The sequence below is a fragment of the Mycobacterium sp. URHB0044 genome (assembly GCF_000620625.1).
In the GTDB taxonomy this organism is placed as follows: Bacteria; Actinomycetota; Actinomycetes; order Mycobacteriales; family Mycobacteriaceae; genus Mycobacterium.
Map to the genome: position 1 here is coordinate 70,906 of NZ_JIAW01000006.1, position 22,642 is coordinate 93,547.

The 22,642-nt window shown below is 66.3% G+C and carries 25 protein-coding genes; 14 read left to right on the top strand and 11 right to left on the bottom strand.

Annotated features, from left to right (window positions below):
- Positions 1-57 precede the first annotated feature (57 nt).
- Entirely contained in the window at positions 58-465 is a 408-nt protein-coding gene (locus N536_RS0114215; RefSeq protein WP_029114215.1) for a hypothetical protein, read from the top strand.
- 106 nt (positions 466-571) lie between these two features.
- On the opposite strand, the gene N536_RS0114220 is transcribed toward N536_RS0114215, so the two are convergent.
- Both N536_RS0114220 and N536_RS0114225 read right to left on the bottom strand, forming a co-directional pair.
- Positions 572-1,555: a hypothetical protein gene (locus N536_RS0114220; protein ID WP_029114216.1), complete on the bottom strand. Its 984-nt coding sequence runs from the start codon at positions 1,553-1,555 to the stop codon at positions 572-574.
- Positions 1,556-1,581: 26 nt separating this feature from the next.
- A complete protein-coding gene (locus tag N536_RS0114225) occupies positions 1,582-3,240 on the bottom strand; it encodes an SMI1/KNR4 family protein (RefSeq protein WP_029114217.1) in 1,659 nt (552 codons plus the stop codon).
- Positions 3,241-3,421: 181 nt separating this feature from the next.
- On the opposite strand from N536_RS0114225, the gene N536_RS0114230 reads away from it, so the two are divergent.
- On the top strand, positions 3,422-4,195 hold the full coding sequence (locus tag N536_RS0114230) for an adenylate/guanylate cyclase domain-containing protein (protein ID WP_036436487.1): 774 nt from the start codon (positions 3,422-3,424) through the stop codon (positions 4,193-4,195).
- A gap of 7 nt (positions 4,196-4,202) precedes the next feature.
- Here the strand turns inward: N536_RS0114230 and N536_RS42600 are convergent, their stop codons facing one another.
- Positions 4,203-4,364 carry a hypothetical protein gene (locus tag N536_RS42600; RefSeq protein WP_197040139.1) on the bottom strand — a complete coding sequence of 54 codons (162 nt, stop codon included), beginning with the start codon at positions 4,362-4,364 and terminating at the stop codon, positions 4,203-4,205.
- A 26-nt stretch (positions 4,365-4,390) separates the two neighbouring features.
- On the opposite strand from N536_RS42600, the gene N536_RS0114240 reads away from it, so the two are divergent.
- Entirely contained in the window at positions 4,391-5,083 is a 693-nt protein-coding gene (locus N536_RS0114240; RefSeq protein ID WP_036436489.1) for a hypothetical protein, read from the top strand.
- A 168-nt stretch (positions 5,084-5,251) separates the two neighbouring features.
- On the opposite strand, the gene N536_RS0114245 is transcribed toward N536_RS0114240, so the two are convergent.
- Entirely contained in the window at positions 5,252-5,683 is a 432-nt protein-coding gene (locus N536_RS0114245) for a lipoprotein LpqH (RefSeq protein ID WP_155948594.1), read from the bottom strand.
- Positions 5,684-5,705: 22 nt separating this feature from the next.
- Positions 5,706-7,010 carry a serine hydrolase gene (locus N536_RS0114250; RefSeq protein WP_036436409.1) on the bottom strand — a complete coding sequence of 435 codons (1,305 nt, stop codon included), beginning with the start codon at positions 7,008-7,010 and terminating at the stop codon, positions 5,706-5,708.
- A gap of 166 nt (positions 7,011-7,176) precedes the next feature.
- Here N536_RS0114250 and N536_RS0114255 point away from each other — a divergent pair, with 166 nt between their 5' ends.
- Both N536_RS0114255 and N536_RS0114260 read left to right on the top strand, forming a co-directional pair.
- Entirely contained in the window at positions 7,177-8,070 is an 894-nt protein-coding gene (locus N536_RS0114255) for an alpha/beta fold hydrolase (RefSeq protein WP_029114222.1), read from the top strand.
- A gap of 55 nt (positions 8,071-8,125) precedes the next feature.
- Positions 8,126-8,497: an HNH endonuclease gene (locus N536_RS0114260; protein WP_029114223.1), complete on the top strand. Its 372-nt coding sequence runs from the start codon at positions 8,126-8,128 to the stop codon at positions 8,495-8,497.
- A gap of 2 nt (positions 8,498-8,499) precedes the next feature.
- Here N536_RS0114260 and N536_RS0114265 read toward each other — a convergent pair whose 3' ends face one another.
- The 3 genes from N536_RS0114265 to ychF form a co-directional block, all read right to left on the bottom strand.
- Positions 8,500-8,928, bottom strand: a complete 429-nt coding sequence (locus N536_RS0114265; protein WP_029114224.1) for a hypothetical protein — start codon at positions 8,926-8,928, stop codon at positions 8,500-8,502.
- Between the two features lie 86 nt (positions 8,929-9,014).
- Positions 9,015-9,761 (bottom strand): class I SAM-dependent methyltransferase, encoded by a 747-nt coding sequence (locus N536_RS0114270; protein ID WP_029114225.1) that lies wholly within the window; start codon positions 9,759-9,761, stop codon positions 9,015-9,017.
- A 128-nt stretch (positions 9,762-9,889) separates the two neighbouring features.
- Entirely contained in the window at positions 9,890-10,963 is a 1,074-nt protein-coding gene (gene ychF, locus N536_RS0114275) for a redox-regulated ATPase YchF (RefSeq protein ID WP_029114226.1), read from the bottom strand.
- An 83-nt stretch (positions 10,964-11,046) separates the two neighbouring features.
- Between ychF and N536_RS0114280 the strand changes: the two genes are divergently transcribed.
- Positions 11,047-12,195, top strand: coding sequence for a DUF6542 domain-containing protein (locus tag N536_RS0114280; RefSeq protein WP_029114227.1), 1,149 nt, complete (start codon positions 11,047-11,049; stop codon positions 12,193-12,195).
- Here the strand turns inward: N536_RS0114280 and N536_RS0114285 are convergent.
- Positions 12,192-13,193: a 4-hydroxy-3-methylbut-2-enyl diphosphate reductase gene (locus N536_RS0114285; protein ID WP_029114228.1), complete on the bottom strand. Its 1,002-nt coding sequence runs from the start codon at positions 13,191-13,193 to the stop codon at positions 12,192-12,194. The genes N536_RS0114280 and N536_RS0114285 overlap by 4 nt on opposite strands.
- A 54-nt stretch (positions 13,194-13,247) precedes the next feature.
- Between N536_RS0114285 and N536_RS0114290 the strand changes: the two genes are divergently transcribed.
- The 4 genes from N536_RS0114290 (at position 13,248) to N536_RS0114305 (ending at position 16,401) form a co-directional block, all read left to right on the top strand.
- Positions 13,248-13,814: a lipid droplet-associated protein gene (locus N536_RS0114290; RefSeq protein ID WP_029114229.1), complete on the top strand. Its 567-nt coding sequence runs from the start codon at positions 13,248-13,250 to the stop codon at positions 13,812-13,814.
- Positions 13,811-15,040: an exodeoxyribonuclease VII large subunit gene (xseA, locus tag N536_RS0114295; protein ID WP_029114230.1), complete on the top strand. Its 1,230-nt coding sequence runs from the start codon at positions 13,811-13,813 to the stop codon at positions 15,038-15,040. The genes N536_RS0114290 and xseA overlap by 4 nt, the downstream gene beginning before the upstream one ends.
- A complete protein-coding gene (locus N536_RS0114300; RefSeq protein ID WP_029114231.1) occupies positions 15,027-15,239 on the top strand; it encodes an exodeoxyribonuclease VII small subunit in 213 nt (70 codons plus the stop codon). Before xseA ends, N536_RS0114300 begins: the two co-directional genes overlap by 14 nt.
- Positions 15,240-15,312: 73 nt before the next feature.
- Complete coding sequence (locus tag N536_RS0114305) at positions 15,313-16,401, top strand: NAD-dependent epimerase/dehydratase family protein (RefSeq protein WP_029114232.1); 1,089 nt, start codon at positions 15,313-15,315, stop codon at positions 16,399-16,401.
- A gap of 3 nt (positions 16,402-16,404) precedes the next feature.
- Here the strand turns inward: N536_RS0114305 and N536_RS40740 are convergent, their stop codons facing one another.
- Positions 16,405-16,884 carry a DUF5994 family protein gene (locus N536_RS40740; protein ID WP_155948595.1) on the bottom strand — a complete coding sequence of 160 codons (480 nt, stop codon included), beginning with the start codon at positions 16,882-16,884 and terminating at the stop codon, positions 16,405-16,407.
- Between the two features lie 261 nt (positions 16,885-17,145).
- Here N536_RS40740 and N536_RS0114315 point away from each other — a divergent pair, with 261 nt between their 5' ends.
- The 4 genes from N536_RS0114315 (at position 17,146) to N536_RS38420 (ending at position 21,829) form a co-directional block, all read left to right on the top strand.
- On the top strand, positions 17,146-18,690 hold the full coding sequence (locus N536_RS0114315; protein ID WP_029114233.1) for an arylsulfatase: 1,545 nt from the start codon (positions 17,146-17,148) through the stop codon (positions 18,688-18,690).
- Positions 18,687-19,619: an HAD family hydrolase gene (locus N536_RS0114320; protein ID WP_369798425.1), complete on the top strand. Its 933-nt coding sequence runs from the start codon at positions 18,687-18,689 to the stop codon at positions 19,617-19,619. Before N536_RS0114315 ends, N536_RS0114320 begins: the two co-directional genes overlap by 4 nt.
- Before the next feature lie 62 nt (positions 19,620-19,681).
- Entirely contained in the window at positions 19,682-20,593 is a 912-nt protein-coding gene (locus tag N536_RS0114325; protein ID WP_231514525.1) for a formylglycine-generating enzyme family protein, read from the top strand.
- 36 nt (positions 20,594-20,629) lie between these two features.
- Positions 20,630-21,829: an AI-2E family transporter gene (locus tag N536_RS38420; protein WP_036436494.1), complete on the top strand. Its 1,200-nt coding sequence runs from the start codon at positions 20,630-20,632 to the stop codon at positions 21,827-21,829.
- Here the strand turns inward: N536_RS38420 and N536_RS0114335 are convergent.
- Positions 21,798-22,637 (bottom strand): dienelactone hydrolase family protein, encoded by an 840-nt coding sequence (locus N536_RS0114335; RefSeq protein ID WP_029114236.1) that lies wholly within the window; start codon positions 22,635-22,637, stop codon positions 21,798-21,800. The two genes, N536_RS38420 and N536_RS0114335, sit on opposite strands and share 32 nt — an antisense overlap.
- Positions 22,638-22,642: the final 5 nt, after the last annotated feature.

Here is a 22,642-nt window from a genome sequence, read left to right on the forward strand (position 1 = left end):
ATGCGTGGCACGAACGGCTCTGGCGAGGGCCTGCACGTTGGCTTAACGTCCACCGCGATGTCTCCGATACTGCTCAGTGCCCACGTCATCCTGGCCATCCTCGCCATCGGCCCAATCGCCGTGGCGGCAAGCATCTTTCCGCGCTATGCCACGACTTCGTCGGTCGCCGCGGTGCTGCACCGGATCTGCATGACCTACGCAGCCGTCGGCTTGGCGGTGCCGCTTCTCGGTGTCGCGACCGCGATGGCCATGGGGGTGCTCACCGACACCTGGGTGCTGGTGTCGATCGGGCTGACCGTCGTTGCGGCGGGGATCCTGGTGGCGGCGATCCTGCCCGCACAGCGCGCCGTGCTCGACGGCGCGTCCGCAGGTCGGCTTGCCATGGCCACGGGCATCTTCAACCTGCTGTGGGTGGCCGTGACGATCCTGATGATCGTGCGCCCGGGTTCGTCGACGGGCGCGTAGTCAAGCCAGGAGCGGCACCGACTCCACGACTGTGCGTCTGACGAGAAAAACGGCGCGCAAATCTCGTCACGCGCACAGTCGCGGCCCACGTCCGTCCCCAACACAACTAAGCCAGCAGCGGCACCGATTCGTGCGGCTCCGGCAGCAGGATCTCGAACATCGCCCGGCGTGAGGAGACGAGTTTGACGTCGGTGAACCCGCTGCCCGACAACCGGATTCGACACGTGGCGAGCGCCGAGTTGTAGCAGTACTTGGTGTGGCCGGTGGTATCGAAGTACGTCAATCCGATCACGTCGGATGGTTCGGCGGTCATCTCCCCCTCCATCGTCATCTCCCCTACCCTGCCGCCGAACGACCACGAGAACGGCCAGTACTCGCCATGGGTGTGACGTGTGCCGAGAACCGACCTGACCGCGAATTCCCTTCCGCCATGGCGCAACACGAACAACGTCGCCGCGGGCAGCGAGACGGGTCCGACGGCGGCGTGGGCAGTGACGATCTCGAGCGTCGCAGCGGGCGCATCGTCGAATCCGCACACCTGGCCGAACGCATAGGCGGGGGTGTGTCGTCGGCCCCAGTTGTGGTTGACGCTGCCCGTCCACTGCTGCACGTCCAGGCCCGTCCCGTCGAGCTCCAGCCGACCGTCGAACGTCGCCAGCGGGTGACGGACCAACGTCTTCGCCGTCGGAAAGGGCGCCCGATACCCACGGTCGGTCAGCAGTTTCACGGGCGCCTCCTCGTCGGCGTCGATGCGCAGATCCCACGTCGCGCGGCGGTCATCGTCGGTGACGGTGCCCCGCACGGAGGCGTCGTCGATCGTGGTCTCACCGATTCGCGCGGTCCACGCATCGGCCCCGGACTCGTAGCGGTAGTCGGACGCCTCGATCGGATGTCCGACCTTCAACGCCCGGTTCCCCGCACCGGCCGGATCGAACACCATCACCCACACGTCGGCCACCGCTTCCCCGGCCGTGGGCAGCAGCAACGTCTCCCGCAGCCAGAGCGCCAGAGGCTGGTCGGGGTGGTTGGCGCGGACGAAACGGCTCTCGTAATAGGGCGGCTTGACCGGCTTCACGGCCCCAGCATCCATTACCTGAGCGGTGACGGGGACCAGGATCAGGATGTGGTGTCGGAAAATTCCGCTGCATGTGGCTTGGCGACATCGTCCCAGCCACTGCGCTGAAAACGGAGCCGAACCAGCAGCTCGTCCCAGTGCTCGAAGCGGGTGGCGTGTGAGAGTGGTTTGTCGAGGTCGTCGACCGCCAGCACCGCCGGATCGTCATCCGGTCGGTCGCGATAGTCGAGCAGCACGGCGCGGTGGTGATCCGCCTCCAGCACGATCAGCCTTTCCGCGCCGACGTGGCGCCGCTTCCACGGCGTTTCGCCCGGCGGAAAGGCAATCCGGTCCGAGAGGACGGCGAGGTTGACGACGAACTCCAACGGCACGGGAAGGCGCATCACTTCGAGATCCGCGGCTCTGCCGTCGATCTCGATCTCGACGAACCGCGACGCGACGCCGCCGCCGTTCTTGGCACGCCACAGCGTGACGAGGCTCGCTGGCAACGTCACGCGGAGCCGTGCGTGCGTCTCGGCGATCAGGTCGTCATCGGCGAAAAGCTTCGGCTCCGATCCGTCCTTGCCGTAGCTGGCGCTGACGTAGAAGGGATGCTTCTTCCCCGCGCCCCAAAACCGCCGGGCGCGGTTGCCTTCCGATGCCTCTCCCAGCGGTTTGTCGAGATTGCGTCGTGACGGCGGGCGGTGGGCGACGCGTTCGCGCCGGAGGGCCGCAAAGAACGCGTCGAAGTCGTCGAAGGCGATGTCGATCGGATCCTCGCCGGGCTTGTCATAGTCGACGATCAACACTCGCGGCAGGGGCCCGCCCGAAAAGTCGAGAAGCGTCATGTCGCCGTAGCGGGCCTGCAAGATGACGAGACGGTCGGCGTTGGCCGGAACGTCGTCCGGATCGTGGGTGAAGTCCTCGTAGTGCTCGGCGACGGTGCGCAGCTTCTCGAGCGGAACGAGCGACGAATAGTCGATGGAGAACGCGCCGCGCCAATCGTCGTAGACGGGCCGCGGCTCCGGTTTCAGTGGCACGTACATCGAGCCGACGTAGCCGCCGTTCATCACGCCGTACAGCTTGCGAAGCGTTTCGGGCAGCCGTAACCCCAGCCGTTCCTCCGCGGCCACGATCATGTCCTCGCGAGCCGCGAGCGGCGGCTTCACGACGATCTCCCCACGCCGTTCCAGCGCCTCCCGCGCTGCGTTGACCCGCCAGTAGCCGGGAGACTTGAAGAATGTGTCGAGCGTGAGCGGTGTCGGGTCAACGTCAAGCTCGAGTTCGTCGGTCGACGTGCTGACCTCCGCGGCGGCGGCCGGCACCGGAGTGTCCTCGAGGCGGATGATCGCGACGCTGACCGCCACGCCGACGGCGAGCAGAATTCCCGCCCCGAGCGCGTCAACCCCCGACAACGCCGCAATCGGCCGGTATCCGGCCGCCAGCCTGCCTAGACCCAGGCCGACGAGATAGAGCGCCCCGGCCAAGATTGCCTGGATGGGCAGTGTCGCAAGCGTTGCCAGCATGATCTGCTTCGCACCGCCCATGCGCCAGGCGGCCTTCCACGACGTCCATTTACCCAGTGCATAGAGTGCCGTGAACGTCGGCGCCGCCAATGCGACGATCCACGGCGAACGATGCAGCCAGCCCGCCACGATCATCGCCACGACGATGGTCAACGCAGCTGTGAGCCTGATACCGCCGGCGCGGTCGGATTTCATCCGCTCCCCTACGCATTCCAAACACGGGTTGTTTCAACAGAACTCATTTTACGTGGATGAGTAACCGCGGGTGCGCGGCACGACTGCACCGCGTTGCGGTGCGGGACTCGACACGACAGCAGAGCCGTGCGGCGCCGATCGAGGTCATGTCCGCGACCATACTTGAGCGGTGACGGGAACCATGCTTGCCATTTACGGGCTCGCAGCGGTCGCGGTCGTCGAGGCGATCGCATTGCTCGTGCTTTGGCGACAGCTGACGAAGCGCGACGGCGAGCTGGCCGAGCTGCGGCACAGGCTCGACGCCCGCGCCAACCTCATCTCCGGTGGTCGAGAGGCCGTCAAGTCGGTCTGGCAGACCGCCAACATCCTGCGCAAGGAAGGCTTCGGCGCGGCAGTCCGGTCGTCGATCGAAGACCTGGCCGACTGGGCCGAGGTGGAGCGGCCCGACCTGGCCCGGCTGTCCCCGAGCGGCCGCGTCGCGATCCTCTTCTCGGACATCGAGGAGTCCACCGCACTCAACGAGCGGATCGGTGACCGGGCATGGGTCCGGTTGATCGACCGGCACGACAAGATGGTCGGCAGGCACGTGAAGCGGCACTCGGGGTACGTCGTCAAGAGCCAGGGCGACGGGTTCATGATCGCGTTCGCGCAGCCCGAGGAGGCGGTGCGGTGTGGCCTCGACATTCAACGTGAACTTCAGAAGCGGCACAATGGGATTCGGGTACGCATCGGCATCCACGCGGGTAAGTCCGTGCGGCGGGGCGACGACCTGTTCGGCCGTAACGTCGCAATGGCGGCGCGCGTGGCCGCGGCAGCCGACGGCGGAGACGTACTGGTCAGCGAATCGGTGCGCGAGGCCGTCAGCGATCGGGACGGCATCGCCTTCGACGACGGCCGCGACGTGGAGCTGAAGGGGTTCAGCGGAACCCACCGGCTGTACGCGCTGTCGAAGTGAGAGACGCCTATTCGGTAGCTCCCGCCTCGGCGGCTCGCTGGTGCAGCCGCGCCCGGATGTCGTCCGCGGTATAGGCATTGCGCTTGCGTTGATCGCGCGCCACCAGGACACCACCTGCCACTACGCCCGCAACTCCAGCCATTCCGATCCACTTCCAGATGCCTCGCATGATCAAAGTCTGCCTAAGCTGCGGTGGTGAATGCGAACACGGTGCCTCTGAGCCGCGCGCTGGCCGAGACGCGGACGGGTGACGTCTGGCTGTTTCGCGGCGAATCCGGACCAGATCGGGCGATTCAGACGCTGACGAATGCCCCGGTGAATCACGTCGGGATCACCGTCGCGATCGACGATCTGCCACCGCTGATCTGGCACGCCGAACTCGGCGACAAGCTGCAATGTCTGTGGAGCGGTACCAACCATCGCGGCGTGCAGCTCAACGATCTGCGCCAGGCCGTGGAGCGGTGGATGCTCACCTACGGTCAGCGGTGCTGGCTGCGTCAACTCACCCCGTATGCGAGCCGCGAGCAGGAGGACGAGCTGCTGCGGGTGATCGCGAGGATGGACGGCACCGCGTTCCCGACCACCGCACGGCTGACCGGGCGCTGGGTGCGTGGCCGGTTGCCGATCGTCAGCGACTTCACCAGGGGCCTGCCCTTCGTGCACCGCCGCGTGCGGGAATCGGCCGAACGGAAGAAGGCCGAGCGCAAGGTCGCCGTCGAGACCGCGTACTGCGCCGAGACGGTGGCCATCACGTACGAGGAGATGGGCCTGCTCACCACCGAGAAGCACTACAACTGGTTCGACCCCGGCTCATTTTGGAGCGGCGACACGCTGCCGCTGGCCGAGGGATACCAGCTGAGCGACGAAATCGCGGTCGTGCTCGACTGAGCGGACCGCCGCCATCGGTCCAAGACAACTAGATGTGTGCGACGTCACACCGCCCCAGGCATAATCCAGCTGAAGTATGCGTTCTTGTGCATGGATCGGCCCGTCGATAATCATCCCCGAGGTCGGCGGGCCGACCACTCCAAACCGCCAACGCCTTCAGGGCATTCGCTAAGGCAAGCCGCGCGGACCCTGAGGTTTCGGCGGCGGCGGGTCCGCGATGTACGGGCACGTCGTTTCTATCTCGAATTGATGTGCCTGGACCTCACCGGGATTCGGCGGCATCCGTCCGCTGAAGTTGTAGGTGTCGTCCACCTTGGTCGCCACGACCTCGCGCGGATCGGCGACGAAGCCGGCCGCATCGTCGTACCGTAGGCCTGCGCGCTCGACGACGAGCCGACCCCGCCGGCTGAGCATCACGCGGACGGTTTTCTTGCCGCCGTCTTCGTTCACCAGGATGAGGAGCCTGCCGTCGGGTTGGGCGGTGCAGTGCACCACGCCTTTGATCGTCTCCGTTCGGCCGTCGAAGACCACCGTCGTATCGGACGGGGTCTCGTGTCCGCAGCAGCAGAGCACCGACGCGACAAACGGGATCACAGCCATCCGAGCCAGCACCGCGGTGCGCCTACTTGGTGGTAGTGGGAGTCGACGGCGGCACCAGGTTCAACCCGGTGTAAATCTCGTCGAGCATCGGCGCGAGCATCGCCTGCGCCGTGGTCCTGCCGTCGGGAGTGAGCGTCAGGTTGGTCCAAATAACAAGCGCCACATCGTTGTCCGGGTCGTAGCCCATGAAGGAGTTGAAGCCGGGCATTTCACCACCGTGGTAGAACATGGCGGCGTTCGGGCCGAATCGCTGATACGAAATCCCATACCCGTACTTCTGCCCGTCGGGCGCCGCCGGATCTTCGGCCTGCGGGCTCGCCAACCACTGCTGGTGGAAGTCGACGTTGAAGACGTTGCCCGACACCAGCGCCTTCATCCAGGTGGCCAGGTCGTCGGCCGTCGAGATCCCTCCCCCGGCGGCAGTGGCGTACGAGGAGTTCTGGTTTGTGTAGTCGATCGGCTTCAACGTGCCGGCCTCTGCGGCGGCTTGCATGTCGGCGGGGTACGGGTCGTCGGCGAGCGCGTAGAGGCTGCCGCCGTACATGTAGCCATGTGAGTACGGAGCAGGGATCGAGGTGTCGTCGACGGCGGGCAGCGACGTCTGCGTGAGGCCGACCGGGCCGAACAACCGGTCACGAAACTGCTGGGCCAACGGCCGCCCTGCGATCTTCTCGGCGATGAGCCCCAGCAACGCGTAATTGGTGTTGCTGTACTCGTATTCGGCGTCGGGCGCGAACTGCGGAGGATGCCGGAACGCGATGGCCAAGACCTCCTGCGGCGTCCATACCCGTGCTGGGTCGGCATCCATCGCCTCGGAGAGCCCAGGGTCGCCGGTGTAACCGTAGAGCCCACTGCGCATCTTCAAAAGCTGTGCGACGGTGATGTTCTCGCCATTCGGCACGTCGGGCACGTACGTGGATACCGGGTCACTGAACTTCAGCTTGCCATCCTGGGCGAGCAGCACGATGATCGCCGCGGTCATGGTCTTGGTGTTCGAGGCGATCCGAAAATGAGTGCTCGCCGCAGGCGACGTCTGCTTGCCGAGTTCGGTGGTGCCGACTGCCGCGTTGAAGTTGCCCTGCGGGGTGCGCAGCACCACCATCGCCCCAGGGACTTTAAGCTTTTCGGCGACGGCCGCCACGGCTGCCTGAAACGCCTGGGGATCGATGGTCTTCAGCGCCGATTCCTTCGACGCGGAGCTGGTCGCGGTGGTGGTCGTGGCGCCCGGGGTCGAAGTCGTCGGCTCAGTCGTGGACGAGCAGCTTGCGATCGACACTGCCACGCACGTCGCAAACGCAGCGACACATCGCGCTTGGGAACCGATCATCGTTCGCCAGCACCGCCTCGAATATGGGCCTCGCCTACCGCGCCGAGCACCGGCAGACATGGGCCTACCATTCGCCGAACCCTAGGCCGTTTGCGCAAGTCGAGCCGAGCGTTTGACGAACGAACCTAGAATCGCGGCCATCGGCCCAGGCGTACGAGGAGTCCACGTGCCCGCAGAAGGACATATCCGGGTGGGCACCCGGACTGTCACCTATCTCGAAGTCGGTGACCCGGGTGGGGCGCTGGTACTGCACAACCACGGCGGACCTTCGAGCCGCCTCGAGGCCGAGCTCTTCGATTCCGAAGCGAAGGCCAATGGCTTGCGGTTCGTCTGCGCGGACCGCCCCGGCATCGGAGCGTCTGATCCACAGCCGGACCGGACCTTCAAGTGCTGGGCCGACGACCTCCTGCTGCTGTCCGACTCCTTCGGTGCACACCAATTCGCGGTCACCGGCTGGTCGGAGGGCGGACCGTGGGCGCTTGCGGCGGCCGCCTACCTCGACCCTGAACGCCTCGTCCATGTCGCGTGCATCGGCGGTGCCAGTTACGGAACGTTCGGACCGAACTGGGCTGCGAAATACCAAAGCAGGGCGGACGCACTGGGTGGGCGTTTGGCGCTGCACTTCCGCCCCGGCTTCAAGCTGATGTACGACGTGCTTGGCATGAGCGCCAAGCACTTCGAGGAAGGCTATGGGAAGGCGATATTGAAGTCGGTGAATGCGGCGGATCGGGAGGTGCTGGCCGACGACACGGTCATGGCGTCGTTTCTGGCGGCAAGCCGAGAATGCTTCCGACACGGTGCGGACGGACTCGTCGTCGATGCCACGATCCTCTACGACGCGTGGCCATTCGACATCACGGAAGTACGGCGCCCCATCCACTTCTGGCAGGGCGACGCCGACACGCTGGTGCCCGAGGTGATCAATGAGACGGTGGCGGATCAGACGCCCGGCGCCGTCTGGCACCCGATCAGCGGTGGTGGCCACTTCATCGCCGTGAGTCACGCGGGCGAGATCCTGGCGCTGGCGGCCAACGACCTTGCGGCGGCGCCAAAATCATGAGCGGACACGTCTGTCGCTACGCCTGACGGCATCAGGACTGGGTTAGCCTCGGCCCGTGCCGTCTCGAAGCCCAGTCCGCGCGGCCAGATACGCGCGCCGACGCAAGCGGCGCATGGCGCAGAAGGAGCACGACCTCACCGAGTCACAGTGGACCGCGCTGAAGGCGGCGTGGGGTGGTTGCGCGTACTGCAATGCGATCGGGACGCCGCTGCAGAAGGACTGCGTGCTGGCCATCTCGCGTGGCGGGCGATACGCGCTCGCCAACGTGGTGCCCAGCTGCCGTTCGTGCAACGCCAGCAAGTGCAATGCAGAAGTGACCACCTGGATGCGCCGCAAGAAGCTCGACGAGAAGAGCTTCCTGGTCCGGCAGGCCGAGATCAACCAGATGTTGGCTGCCGAAGCGGTTGACCCCGAACCGGGCCCGTAGTACTACTTCTGTCCCTCCAATAGGTGGGCGTACGGATCAGCCTCGGCCCCAACGGATTCCGGCATCGGGTAGTAGGTCTTGATGAGGAGGTTTCCGTCGTCGTCCCACGCGAACGTCTCGATGCTGTGTGCCATTTGTACGTTGGGCTCGGTGCCGAAGTAGTTCTCGCACACCCAGGCCATCTCGTTCCCGTTGACCTGGACCGTGAGCATCTTGATCTTGAGGATCGACTGGAACATGTCGTAGGCGTCCGACGTCGCGGCCTCGAAGCCCTGCTTCTCCTCGGTGCCGACGGGGTCGTACATGCGAACGTCGCCGGGACAGATCGTGCGCCACGACGCAACCCAGTCATCCTTCTTGCCCGCGTTCCAGAGGTCGGCGTGCTTGGCGGCGTGCGCCAGGCGCGCAGCACGGCTCGGAACCTTGCTCAAAGTCAGCCCCCGTCTCAGTCCGGATTGGTAGGCCCACGATAGCTGGACACCTGTCCAGTCGGGAAGGGTCTGGCTCGGACGTGTGGTTACGCCTTCCCGGCGGCGGCCCACGCGCGAGCGGTAACCGTGAATGGTCCGCTGCCCAGCCGTTCGCGAGCCACGGCTCTGAGGCGTGCGCGACCGTCGTCATCGAGTCGCAGGACGTACTCGCCGGCCGGCCCGACACCGAACGTGTACGGCTCCCACCATTCGTCGAAGGTCGGATGCACCACATTGACCGTTATTGCGTCTTCGCGCACTTCGCGTAGACCGGCAGCTTCGAAGAGATGAGTGAGGTGTCCCCTGTCGGCCCCGGACAGCAGTGCTTCGTCTTCCGCTTCGGGTTCGATCACGTGAACCGCATCCCAGAAAGGCGCCAGCGCACCCGTCGGCCCATCCCACACGCAGGCTGCGATGACGCCGCCGGGCCGCGTCACGCGTGCCATCTGGGTGATGCCACCCACTGGATCCGTCATGAAGTGCACCACCAATTGGGCGAGAGCAGCATCGAATGACGCACTGTCGTATGGCAATTCCTCAGCGGTGCCTCGCCGGGCGTCGACGTCGGGGAAGCGCTCGCGGAGGGCGTCGATGAACGGAGGCGATGGATCGATCGCCGCGACGTCGGCTCCGGCTGACAGCAGGAACGCCGTCAACGCGCCCGGGCCGCAGCCGACGTCGAGCACCTTGTCCCCCATGGTGATCCCGGCGAATGCCGCGAAGACCTCCGCAAGCGGCGCGGCATACCGGCCCATGAAGCGGGAATAGTCCTCCGGCGGGACGATGAAACTCACGAGGAAATGCTAAGCCGCCAGCTACTCCACCATGTCAATAACCGCCGCTCTGCCGCCCAACCGTTGACTCTGCGGTGAGGGCGCAAAAGTGCGAGAGCACATCGCCATAGCCGCAGAGTCGACGACCGCTACACGTTGAAGCGGAACTCCACCACGTCACCGTCGGCCATGACGTAGTCCTTGCCTTCGATGCGGACCTTGCCCGCGGACTTGGCGGCGGCCATGGAGCCCGCCTCGACCAGGTCGTCGAACGACACGACTTCCGCCTTGATGAAGCCCTTCTCGAAATCGGTGTGGATGACGCCCGCCGCCTTGGGCGCCGTGTCGCCCTGGTGGATGGTCCACGCCCGGGACTCCTTCGGGCCTGCCGTCAGGTACGTCTGCAGCTTCAACGTGTGAAAACCCGCCCGCGCCAACGCATCCAGGCCGCGCTCGGTCTGGCCGATCGACTCGAGCAGCTCGGCCGCGGACTCGTCGTCGAGCTCTTGGAGCTCGGCCTCGATCTTGGCGTCGAGGAACACCGCGTCGGCGGGCGCCACCATGGCACGCAGCTCGTCCTTGCGGGCCTCGTCGGTGAGCACCGACTCGTCGGCATTGAAGGCATACAGGAACGGCTTGGTGGTCAGCAGGTTGAGCTCCCGCAACGGCCCCGTGTCGACGCCCGCCGAGAACAGTGTCTTGCCGCTGTCGAGCAGCTGCTGCGCGGCCACCGCCGCCTCGTGCACGGGCTTGCGGTCCTTGTTGTTGCGCGCTTCCTTCTCCAACCGCGGGACGGCCTTCTCCAGCGTCTGCATGTCCGCGAGGATCAGCTCGGTCTCGATGACCTCGATGTCGGACGCCGGGTCGACCTTGCCGTCGACGTGCACGACGTCGTCGTCGGCGAACACCCGCACCACCTGACAGATCGCGTCACACTCGCGGATGTTGGCCAGGAACTTGTTGCCAAGCCCGGCGCCCTCCGACGCTCCCTTGACGATGCCGGCGATGTCGACGAACGTCACCGGCGCCGGCACGATCTTCTCCGAGCCGAAGATCTCGGCCAGCTTGGTCAGCCGCGGATCGGGCAGTGCCACCACGCCCTCGTTCGGCTCGATCGTCGCGAACGGATAGTTCGCAGCCAACACGTCGTTTCGCGTCAACGCATTGAACAAGGTTGACTTGCCGACGTTCGGCAGTCCGACGATTCCAAGATTTAAGCCCACGGTTTCGACAGTCTAGGGCCCTGCCCAGGCACGCCAGAGCGTGCTGGCAGCGCATCGCCGGAGATTGCCGGTACGGTCTAAGCGTGTCAGGACAGCGTGCGCGGTCGGCAGTTGCGGCCGATCACCAGTCAGTGCTGCCCCGCGTACCCGGTGTTCCATGGTGGGGCGCGGTGGTGCTGGCCGCGACGGCCGCCGCCGTTGGCTTCGCGTATGACGCCGGCACGGGTGACAAGACTCTCAGCTCCGTCTTCACGGTGTGCTACGTCGCGGGCTGCCTGCTCGCAGTGCTCGGCGTGCGGCAATCGGGCGTGTTCACTGCGGTCATCCAGCCGCCGTTGATCCTGTTCTTCCTCGTCCCCACGGCCTACTTCGTCTTCCACGGCGGCACGTTCACCGGGATCAAGGACACCTTGATCAACAGCGGCTACCCGCTCATCGAACGGTTCCCGCTGATGTTCTTCACCTCGGCGGCCGTTCTGTTGATCGGGATGGTCCGCTGGTATCTGGGCATGGCGGCCGGCCGCCGGACAGCGCACGACGACGACACCGCGACGCCCGACGCGGCGGCTTCCGACAGCTCGGCTGCCGCGGCAGCACTCGCGACCGAGGGCAAGACATCGGCGCGGCGTGCTCGTCGACACACGATCGAACGCCCCAGCCGCGCCGCTGCCGCCGCCGCCGCCGCCGCGGAGGAAGATGCACCGCAGCGTCCGGCTCGCAAGCCGCGGGCGGCCACCGGATCCACCCGGGCGTCCCGCTCGCGCCACACCCGCCCGCCGGAGACGGAGATCATCGAGCCGGTCGCCCGACCGCGACGGCCCCGGCCGGCAGCCGCGCCGACCGATCCACCGGCAGAACCGCGTCGACGCAGCCGCAGCTCCGAACCGCGCGAACCCCGTGAACCGCGCGAGCGCCGTGAACCACGGGCTGCGCGCGAGCGGCGGAACCTGCCGCCCATCGAGCCGCGCGACGTCTATGACCGGTCAGATCGGTATGACCGCCCGCAGCGCCAGGAGCGTCCGGAGCGGCGCCGTCGGGCGCCGGAGGACTACGACTCCTACGAACCTCGGCCCAGAAGCGGGCTGGGCGGTTCCACCGGATCCGACGCGTACCACCCGGTGTCGCGGGTGCGCTACCGCGGCACCGATGACGGCGAGTCGCGTACCGAAAACCGCAAGAAACCGCGGCACAGCCTCAATTCGGACGCCGATTCCTGGCGGTACGACCTCTAACGCCGCGCGGGCCGGATCTCCCGCGGCAGCGCGAACACCAGCGTCTCGTTCGCCGTGGTGACGGGCTGCACGAAGTCGAAGCCGTAGTCGGCCAGCCGTTCCAACACGCCGCGCACCAGGATCTCGGGCACCGAGGCACCGGAGGTGACGCCGACGGTCGTCACGCCGTCCAGCCATGCCGGGTCGATGTCGTCGGCGTAGTCCACCAGGTACGACGTCTGCGAACCGGCGTTCAGCGCGACCTCGACCAGCCGCACGGAGTTCGACGAGTTGCGTGACCCGACGACGATGACCAACTCGCACTCGGGTGCCATCGCCTTGACCGCGACCTGACGGTTCTGGGTGGCGTAGCAGATGTCGTCGCTCGGCGGATCCTGCAGCTTCGGGAAGCGCTCCCGCAGCCGCTGCACGGTCTCCATGGTCTCGTCGACGCTGAGCGTGGTCTGCGACAGCCAGATCACCTTGTTCTCGTCGCGCACGGTCACCTGGTCGACTGCTTCGGGGCCGTCGACGAGCTGCACGTGATCGGGTGCCTCACCCGCCGTGCCGACGACCTCTTCGTGGCCCTCGTGACCGATCAGCAGGATGTCGAAGTCGTCACGCGCGAAGCGCTTGGCCTCGTTGTGCACCTTCGTGACGAGCGGGCACGTGGCGTCGATGACCTTCAGGTCGCGCGCCGCGGCGGTCTCGTGCACGGTCGGTGCGACGCCGTGTGCGGAGAACACCACGATGGAGCCCTCGGGCACCTCGTCGTTGTCCTCGACGAAGACGGCGCCGGCCTTGGCGAGCGTTTCGACGACGTGCCGGTTGTGCACGATTTCGTGCCGGACGTAGACCGGCGCACCGTGCTTCTCCAGCGCACGTTCGACGGTCTCGACGGCGCGGTCGACGCCCGCGCAGTAACCTCGCGGCTCGGCGAGGAGCACCCGCTTGCCGATCGCAGGGTCGACGACCGAGCTGGCGGCACCTGGGATGCCCATGTTGATCGTCGGTGGCATGCCTCCAAGGGTACTGACCCACCCCGGGGATCGCCCAGCCGTAGGCTTGCACCCATGGCTACTGCACCGTATGGGGTCCGCCTGCTGGTAGGAGCGGCCGCGACCGCGCTCGAGGAAACCCGCAAGCTGCCGCAGACCATCCTGATGTACCCGATGACGGTCGCGAGCCAGGTCGCGCACCTCGTCATGAAGATGCAGCAGGACGTCGCAGACCTGGTCAACAAGGGTGACGAGACCCTCGAGCAGCTGTTCCCGCCCAAGGATGAGCAGCCCGAGTGGGCGACGTTCGACGAGGACGAGGAGGACGACGGCGACGCCCCGGACTCCTCGGAGCCACGCTCGAACGGCGAACGGCTGACCGAGGGCCGGTTCGCGCTGTACAGCACGGGCGAGCCCGAGCAGCCCGCAGCCAAGGAGGCCAAGCTCGCCAAGGCCGATCCACCCGACATCGTCGGCGAGCTGGACTACGAGTCGCTGACGCTCGCTCAGCTCCGCGCCCGGCTGCCGTCGCTGCGGGTGCCCGATCTCGAGGCACTGCTGGCCTATGAGGGTGCGACGAAGTCGCGCGCGCCGTTCCAGACGCTGCTGGCCAACAGGATCACCCGCGCGACTGCGAAGTGACCCAGCCGAGCTCAGCGGAGAACCCGTGGCCCGTCCGCGCGGTCGCCATCCGGGTCGCCGGCTGGATCGACAAGCTCGGCACCGTGTGGGTGGAGGGCCAGCTGACCCAGCTCAGCGTCCGGCCGGATTCGAAGACGGTGTTCATGGTGCTGCGCGACCCGGCCGCCGACATGTCGTTGACGCTGACGTGTCCGCGTGACCTGGTGCGCAACGCGCCGGTGAAGCTGGCCGAGGGCACGCAGGTCGTGGTGTGCGGCAAGCCCAGTTTCTATACCGGCCGCGGCACGTTCTCGTTGCGGGTCAGCGAGATTCGCGCGGTCGGCCTCGGCGAACTGCTGGCCCGCATCGACAGGTTGCGCCGGCTGCTGGACGCCGAGGGCCTCTTCGACCCACGAATGAAGCGGCCAATACCCTTCCTGCCCAACACAATTGGCCTCATCACCGGACGCGCATCGGCCGCGGAGCGCGACGTGATGTCCGTCGCGGAGGCCCGTTGGCCGGCGGTGCGGTTCGCCGTCCGCAACACGATCGTGCAGGGGCCCAACGCCGTTGCGCAGATCGTCGAAGCGCTCCGCGACCTCGACGGCGACCCGGAGGTCGACGTCATAGTGGTGGCCAGGGGCGGTGGCAGCGTCGAAGACCTGCTGCCATTCTCCGACGAGACGCTGTGCCGCGCCATCGCCGCGTGCACCACGCCCGTGGTGAGCGCCATCGGGCACGAACCCGACAGCCCGCTGTGCGACCTGGTCGCCGACGTGCGGGCCGCGACGCCGACCGACGCCGCCAAGCGCATCGTCCCCGACGCCGCCGCCGAGCAGGCACTCGTCGCCGATCTGTGCCGCCGCAGCGCCCGCGCCCTGCGCAACTGGGTGCACCGCGAGCAGCACACGGTGAGCCAGCTGCGCAGCCGTCCGGTGCTGGCACAGCCGCTCGCTGCGCTGACCGCGCGCGCGGAGGAGATCCATCGGGCCCGTGCCGCCGCGCGCCGCGACGTCACCCGCCTCATCGCGTCGGAGACCGATCGGGTCGGGCACCTGTCGGCCCGGCTGGCCACACTGGGACCGGCAGCGACGCTGGCGCGCGGCTACGCCGTCGTTCAGGTCGTGTCGGATTCCATGCCGGTGCTGCGGTCGGTTGAGGACGCCCCGGCAGGCACCCGGCTGCGGATCCGCGTGTCCGACGGCGCCGTCACTACGCTCAGCGAGGGGTCAGATGAAGCCCATTAGTCAATTGGGATACGAACAGGCACGCGACGAACTGATCGAGGTGGTGCGCACGCTCGAGCAGGGCGGACTGGACCTCGACGCCTCCCTCAAGCTGTGGGAAAGGGGTGAGGAGCTGGCCAAACGCTGCGAAGAGCACCTCGCAGGCGCCCGCCAGAAGGTCGAGCAGGCACTTGCGTCCCGGGACGCCGAAGAAGGTTGAGAACGGAACCAGTCAGTCCCTCAGCGGAAGCAACTGGAACACGTTACAGTTTTCTTCGGTATGCTTCACGTCCATGGGTGACTCAACGCTGACCACTGACCTAGGCCGCGTCCTGGTGACCGGAGGATCCGGTTTCGTCGGTACCAACCTGGTGAAGGAACTTCTCGACCGCGGCCACGAGGTCCGATCGTTCGACCGTGCGCCGTCACCGCTGCCCCCACATCCGAGGCTGCAGACCCTGGTCGGCGACATCACCGACGTCGAGGACGTCACCAAGGCCGTCGATGGCATCGACACCGTCTTCCACACCGCGGCCATCATCGAACTATTGGGCGGCGCGTCGGTCACCGACGAGTACCGCCGGCGCAGCTTCGACGTCAACGTCGGCGGCACCGAGAAGTTGGTGCACGCCGGTCGGGCGGCGGGCGTCAAACGCTTCGTCTACACCGCGTCCAACAGCGTGGTGATGGGCGGCCAGGTGATCTCGGGTGGCGATGAGACATTGCCCTACACACAGCGTTTCAACGATCTCTACACCGAGACCAAGGTCGCGGCAGAGAAGTTCGTGCTCGCCCAGAACGGGGTCGACGGCATGCTGACGTGCTCGATCCGCCCCAGCGGCATCTGGGGCCGCGGCGACCAGACGATGTTCCGCAAGCTGTTCGAAAGCGTGCTTGCAGGCCACGTCAAGGTTCTCGTCGGAAGCAAGCACTCGAAACTCGACAACTCCTACGTGCACAACCTGATTCACGGTTTCATCCTGGCCGGTGAACACCTGGTCCCCGGCGGGACTGCACCGGGCCAGGCGTACTTCATCAACGATGGCGAACCGATCAACATGTTCGAGTTCTCCCGCCCGGTGGTCGAGGCATGCGGCGAACGCTGGCCGCGGTTCCGCGTGTCCGGCCGCCTCGTCCGCTTCGTCATGACGGTGTGGCAGCGCCTGCACTTCCGCTTCGGCCTACCGAAGCCGCCGCTGGAACCGCTTGCCGTCGAACGGGTGTACCTGGACAACTACTTCTCGATCGCCAAGGCCGAACGCGACCTCGGTTACAAGCCGTTGTTCACCACCGCGCAAGCGATGGCCGAGTGCCTGCCGTACTACACCGACCTGTACGCCGAGATGAAGACCGCCGGACAGAAGGTGCCTGCACTGGCCTAGCCGCTACCCCGGTGATTTGGCTGCCCTGCGGCCGCCTGCTGGTTGGGTCGCGGTGGCGAACTGTCCGAGCAGGTGGCGCAGCACGAACGCGTTCATCGGCTCCGTCGCATCCGCCACGGCGCCGAGCACGTGATCGACGACGGCCACGGCGCACGACGGCGGAACGACGTACAGCACCGCGTCGCGCGAATGCGTGCCGATCAGATAGATGGTTTCGCTCGTCACCAGCGTGTACGGATCGACGGAAATGGCGACGCCCCTGCGGATGATCCGCCGCGGCGTCGGCGGCCAGATGCTGGGGTCGTACACCACCCGGCGAACCTCACCGATCCGCGACCCGAAGACGGCCAACACGTCGGGTAGCTCGGCACCAAGGTCGGTGCTGCCGGGCCACCACGCCCCGTCCACGCTGCCCCGCACGGCCGACCTGGTGCAGAACGCCAGGCGCGGCGCGTGCGTACGAGGAGAGGAAATTGGCACCATGAAAGGTGCTCCCGTCCGCTATCAGAGCAATCGCAGACGGTAACCGAAGTGGCGGGAACACGAGGAACCTACGATCCCTCGAGACTAGCGCACCACACCCGTATACACGTTGTTTGCCAAGCCGTAGTAAAGCCTCAGTCGTGCACCGCAATTGTCAAGGTGCGAAGTTGATTTGATCAACCGTGACTGCGCCAAACCGCGATGTTGAGGTCCCGCATTGCCTAGCATCAGAAATCGCCACCACCAGCGCAAGGAGCAGCAATGCCAAACGGCAAGCCCAACATTCTCGTCATCTGGGGCGACGACATCGGGATCTCGAACCTCAGCTGCTACAGCCGCGGCATGATGGGCTACTTCACGCCCAACATCGACCGGATCGCCAACGAGGGAATGCTCTTCACCGACTCGTACGGCGAGCAGAGCTGCACGGCGGGACGGTCGTCGTTCATCACCGGGCAGAGCGTCTACCGCACCGGAATGAGCAAGGTCGGCATGCCCGGCGTCGACATCGGGCTGCAGAAGGAAGACCCGACCATCGCCGAGTTGCTCAAGCCCCTCGGCTACGCGACGGGACAGTTCGGCAAGAACCACCTGGGTGATCTGAACAAGTACCTGCCGACCGCCCACGGGTTCGACGAGTTCTTCGGCAATCTCTACCACCTCAACGCCGAGGAGGAGCCGGAGAACGCCGACTACCCCACCGCCGAGGAAGCGCCGCTCATGCGTGCGCGCCTGCTGCCACGCGGCGTCATCCACTCCTGGGCCACCGACGAGGACAGCGGCGACGTCGACGAGCGCTACGGCCCCGTCGGCAAGCAACGCATCGAGGACACCGGGCCGCTGACCAAGCTGCGGATGGAGACCATCGACGACGAAACCACCGGTGCCTGTGTCGATTTCATCAAGCGCCAGAACGAGGCGGAAACTCCGTTCTTCGTGTGGATGAACATGACGCACATGCACTTCCGCACGCACACGAAGCCGGAGAGCCTCGGCCAGGCCGGGCGCTGGCAGTCGCCGTACCACGACACGATGATCGACCACGACCGCAACGTCGGCACGCTGCTGGATCTAGTCGACGAACTCGGCATCGCCGAGGACACCATCGTCATCTACTCGACCGACAACGGTCCGCACGCCAACAGCTGGCCGGACGGTGCCACTACCCCGTTCCGCAGCGAGAAGGCCAGCAACTGGGAGGGCGCCTTCCGCGTGCCGGAGATGATCCGTTGGCCCGGAAAGATCAAGGCCGGTTCGGTGTCGAATGAGATCGTGCAGCACCATGATTGGTTGCCGACGTTCGTGGCCGCCGCGGGTGACACCGAGATCATCGACAAACTGAAGGCAGGCCACACCATCGGTGACATGACCTACAAGGTGCACATCGACGGCTACGACCTACTGCCGTACCTCACCGGCGAGGTCGACAAGAGCCCGCGGCGCGGGATGATCTACTTCTCCGACGACTGCGACGTGCTGGGCATCCGCGCCGAGAACTGGAAGGTGGTGTTCCAGGAGCAGCGCTGCGAGGGCACACTGCAGATCTGGTTCGAACCGTTCACCAAGCTGCGGGCCCCCAAGCTGTTCAATCTGCGCACCGATCCGTACGAACGAGCAGACATCACGTCGAATACCTACTGGGACTGGATGATCGACCGCATCTATCTCGTCCTATACGGGTCCGCCATCGCGACGCAGTTTCTGCAGACGTTCAAGGAGTTCCCGCCGCGGCAGGAACCGTCGTCGTTCACGATCAACCACGCGGTCGAGGAACTGGAGAAGTTCCTGTCCACCTGTGGCGGCTGAGCGTGGGGGAACTCGAATCGTGGAATGACGGGCCCACGAAGTCGGTGATCGTCGACTTCGTGGGGCGCGTCACCACCGAGGGGCCCGACTACGTGGAGCCAGAGGAACGCGTCGCGGTCTTCGACAACGACGGCACACTGTGGTGCGAGAAGCCCGCGTACATCCAACTCGACTTCATCGTCCGCAGGCTTGCCGAAAAGGCCTCGGCAGACAACTCATTGGCGGAGCACCAACCGTACAAGGCGGCGTTGAGCGGGGATCTGCGGTGGTTCGGCGGAGCGATCACCAAGCACTACCAGGGCGACGATTCGGACCTCAAAGTCCTTGCGGGGGCAGCACTGTCGCTGCACGAGTCGATGAAGGTGGAAGACCACGCCACCCGTATCGCCGCCTTCTTCGCCGAGGCGAGTCATCCGACGCTGGGCCGGCCGTACAAGGCCTGCACGTACGTGCCGATGGTCGAGTTGCTGCGCTACCTCGAAGCGCATGGCTTCACCTGTTACATCGTCTCCGGAGGCGGCCGCGACTTCATGCGGCCCATCACCTCGACGATCTACGGCATCCCACCGGAACGCGTCGTCGGCAGCGCGCAGGGCCTGAAGTTCGAGGGCGGTGACGGTCACGGCGACCTGTTCATCCAGCCCGCGCTGGACATTTGGGACGACGGCCCGGAGAAGCCGGTGCGCATCTGGAACCGGATCGGGAGGCGGCCCATCCTGTCGGCGGGCAACTCCAACGGCGACGACGAGATGCTGATGTACTCGGGCCGGCCCGGCAAGCCGTCGCTGCGACTTGTGGTCCTGCACGACGACGCCGACCGCGAATTCGCCTACACCGCAGGGGCAGAACGCGCGCTCGGGCATGCCGATCAGTACGGGTGGACCGTCATCAGCATGCGCGACGACTGGACCCAGGTCTTCAGTGCCTGACCCCTCAATGCCTGCCCCCTCGCCAGCCCTGACCCCCTCGCCGAGACTGCTGTGAGATCGCGTTGACGCACGAAATCGCGATCTCCCAGCAGTCTCGCGAGGGGTTGGTGTGGGTGCCGCCGCAGACCACCGTCCTGGGTTCCGACGCGCACTATGCGGAGGAGGCGCCCGCCCGCGAAGTCACGGTCGACGGCTTCTGGATCCAGGCGCACCAGGTCACCAATGCCGAGTTCGGCGCGTTCGTCGACGCCACGCACTACGTCACGGTCGCCGAGCGTCCGCTGAACCCCGTCGACTACCCGGGGGCACCGCCGGAGAACCTGCAGCCGGGATCGATGGTGTTCCACCGCACCCCCGGCGCCGTCGACCTGCGCCACCTCAACCAGTGGTGGACGTGGACGCCGGGCGCCTGCTGGAACCACCCGCGCGGACGGAAGTCGTCGTTGCGCGGGCGTGAGCGTCATCCGGTCGTGCACGTCGCGTTCGAGGACGCGTCGGCATACGCCGAGTGGGCGGGCAGACAGTTGCCGACGGAAGCGGAATGGGAAGTGGCCGCGCGTGGCGGGCTGTCGGGCGCGGCCTATACCTGGGGTGACGAACCGGAGGCGCCGGGCCAACGGCTGGCCAACTACTGGCACGGCGAGTTCCCCTACCTGCCCGACACCGGGTATGGCGTCACTGCCCCCGTCGGCAGTTTCGAGCCCAACGGTTACGGCCTTTACGACATGGCAGGCAACGTGTGGGAGTGGACCACCGACTGGTGGGCGGATACCAGGGCGCTCGAATCCTGTTGTGCAGCAGAGAGCTACGATCCGGCGCAGCCGCAGTTTCCCGTTGGCCGCAAGGTGATCAAGGGCGGCTCGTTCCTCTGCGCGGACAGCTACTGCATGCGCTACCGGCCGGCCGCGCGGCGCCCACAGGCCATCGACACCGGGATGAGCCACATCGGTTTTCGCTGCGTCCAGCGGCCGTGAGATTCGTCTCGGCGTGACAGGATCACTCCCGTGGCCATGCAGACCGAGTTCACTGTGTCGCAGAAGCGCGCCCTGGCCGTCGCCACGGTCATCGCGATCCTGTTCGCCGCCTACTTCCTGCGCAGTTACTTCATCCTCGTCGTGGTCGCCGCCGTGGCCTCCTACCTCTTCACTCCCCTCTTCGACCGGTTGCGGCGGCGGTTCGGCACCGGACTGTCGGCCACGCTGACGCTGCTCGCCGTGGTCGGCGTGGTGATCATCCCCGTCGGCCTACTGGTCCTGTTCGCGGTCATTCAGATCAGCAGCATGATCGACAGCGTCTCCGAGTGGGTGGCCAAGACCGACCTCAGTGCCCTGGGCAACAAGGCGCTCGGGGTGGTCAACGAAGCGCTGGCGCGGGTGCCGTTCATCCACGACCTGCAACTGACGCCCGACATGCTGCGCGACCGGCTCAGCACCGTCGCCCAGCACGTCGGCGAGTTCCTGCTCGGCACCCTGCAGGGGGCTGCGGGCGGCCTGGTCGGTGGGGTGACGGCGGCGATCCTGTTCCTGTACGTCTTCGTCTCACTGCTGACCAACCGCGCGCAGGTGGCCACGCTGATCCGTCAGCTGAACCCGCTGGGCGAAGAGGTCACCGACCTGTATCTGCAGAAGATGGGCGCGATGGTGCGCGGCACCGTGCTCGGCCAGTTCGTGATCGCGTTGGCGCAGGGCATCTCTGGGGCCGCGTCGATCTACATCGGGGGCTTCCACGACGGCTTCTTCATCTTCGCGATCCTGCTGACCGCGCTGTCGGTGATCCCGTTGGGCGGCGGCATCCTCAGCATCCCGGTCGGCATCGTGATGATGCTGTTCGGCAACGTGTTCGGCGGAGTGTTCGTCATCGCGTTCCACATCGTGGTGGTGACCAACATCGACAACTTCCTGCGACCCATCCTGGTGCCGCGCGAGGCGCGCCTCGATTCCGCGCTGATGCTGCTGGCCGTCTTCGCCGGAATCGCGATGTTCGGCTTCTGGGGCATCGTGATCGGCCCGGTGCTGATGATCGTCGTCGTGACGACCATCAGCGTCTACCTCGCCGTGTACAAGGGCGTACCGCTCAACCAGTTCGACGATGACGACGGACCCAAGAAGCCGGGCGGGCTGCGCCGGTTGCTGGCCAGGGCGAGGCGCTCAGCGGCGCCCGCTTCGAAACAACCTGTGCTCAAGCCGGATTCGGACTCAGCCGCTCAGTAAGGAACTCCACCACCCGCTTGCGCGCCTCGTAGGCCGGGTGCCCGTCGACCTCGCGCACCTCCAGGGTCAGCACGGAGTGGGCCGACTTGCCGAAACCGTGCTCATTGCCCTTCCTCGAGTCGAGTTCGATGACCTCGAAGGCGTCACCGAGGCGGTCCTTCAGCGTCTTGAAGCGCGCGCTCGGTACCAGGACGTCCTCGCTGAACCGTAAGCCCATGGCGCACAGGCCCTCTTCGGCCGCGCGACGTTCGATGATCTTCAGCTCGCCTTCGGACAGACCGGGGTCGCGGCGCTGCTTCGCCGTCAGGCCTATCGGCAGTGACGGCTGGCTCAGTATCGGGGCCAGCACGCTGTCGTCCACGGCGGCGGCCAATGCGAAGCCGCCGCTCCAGCACTCCCCGATCACGCCGACGCCCTTGCCCGGCGTCTTCTCGTTGAGATCACGCGCCAGCGCACGGAGGAACTGCCCGATCGGCCGGTTGGCGTTGGTCGCGAACGCCGCGAATTCCTTTGCCACACAACCGCGCAGCATCACCGGAATCGCGCCCGGTCGCATACCCGGCGCACCAGGCGTGCCGTACAGCGACGGGCATGCCACGGTGAAGCCGTTGTCGACGAGATGGTTGCCGAGTGCCAGCACGCCGGGATGGATGCCCGGCATCTCGGGGATCAGCACGACGCCGGGACCTTCACCCCTGCGGTAGACGTCGTAGGTGAAGCCGGCGCCGGTGAACGGTTCGACGCTCCATCCGGTCAGATCCGCTTCCGGCGCCGTCAGGGCGGCGACGTCTGGTTTGCCTGAGGTCATTCAAA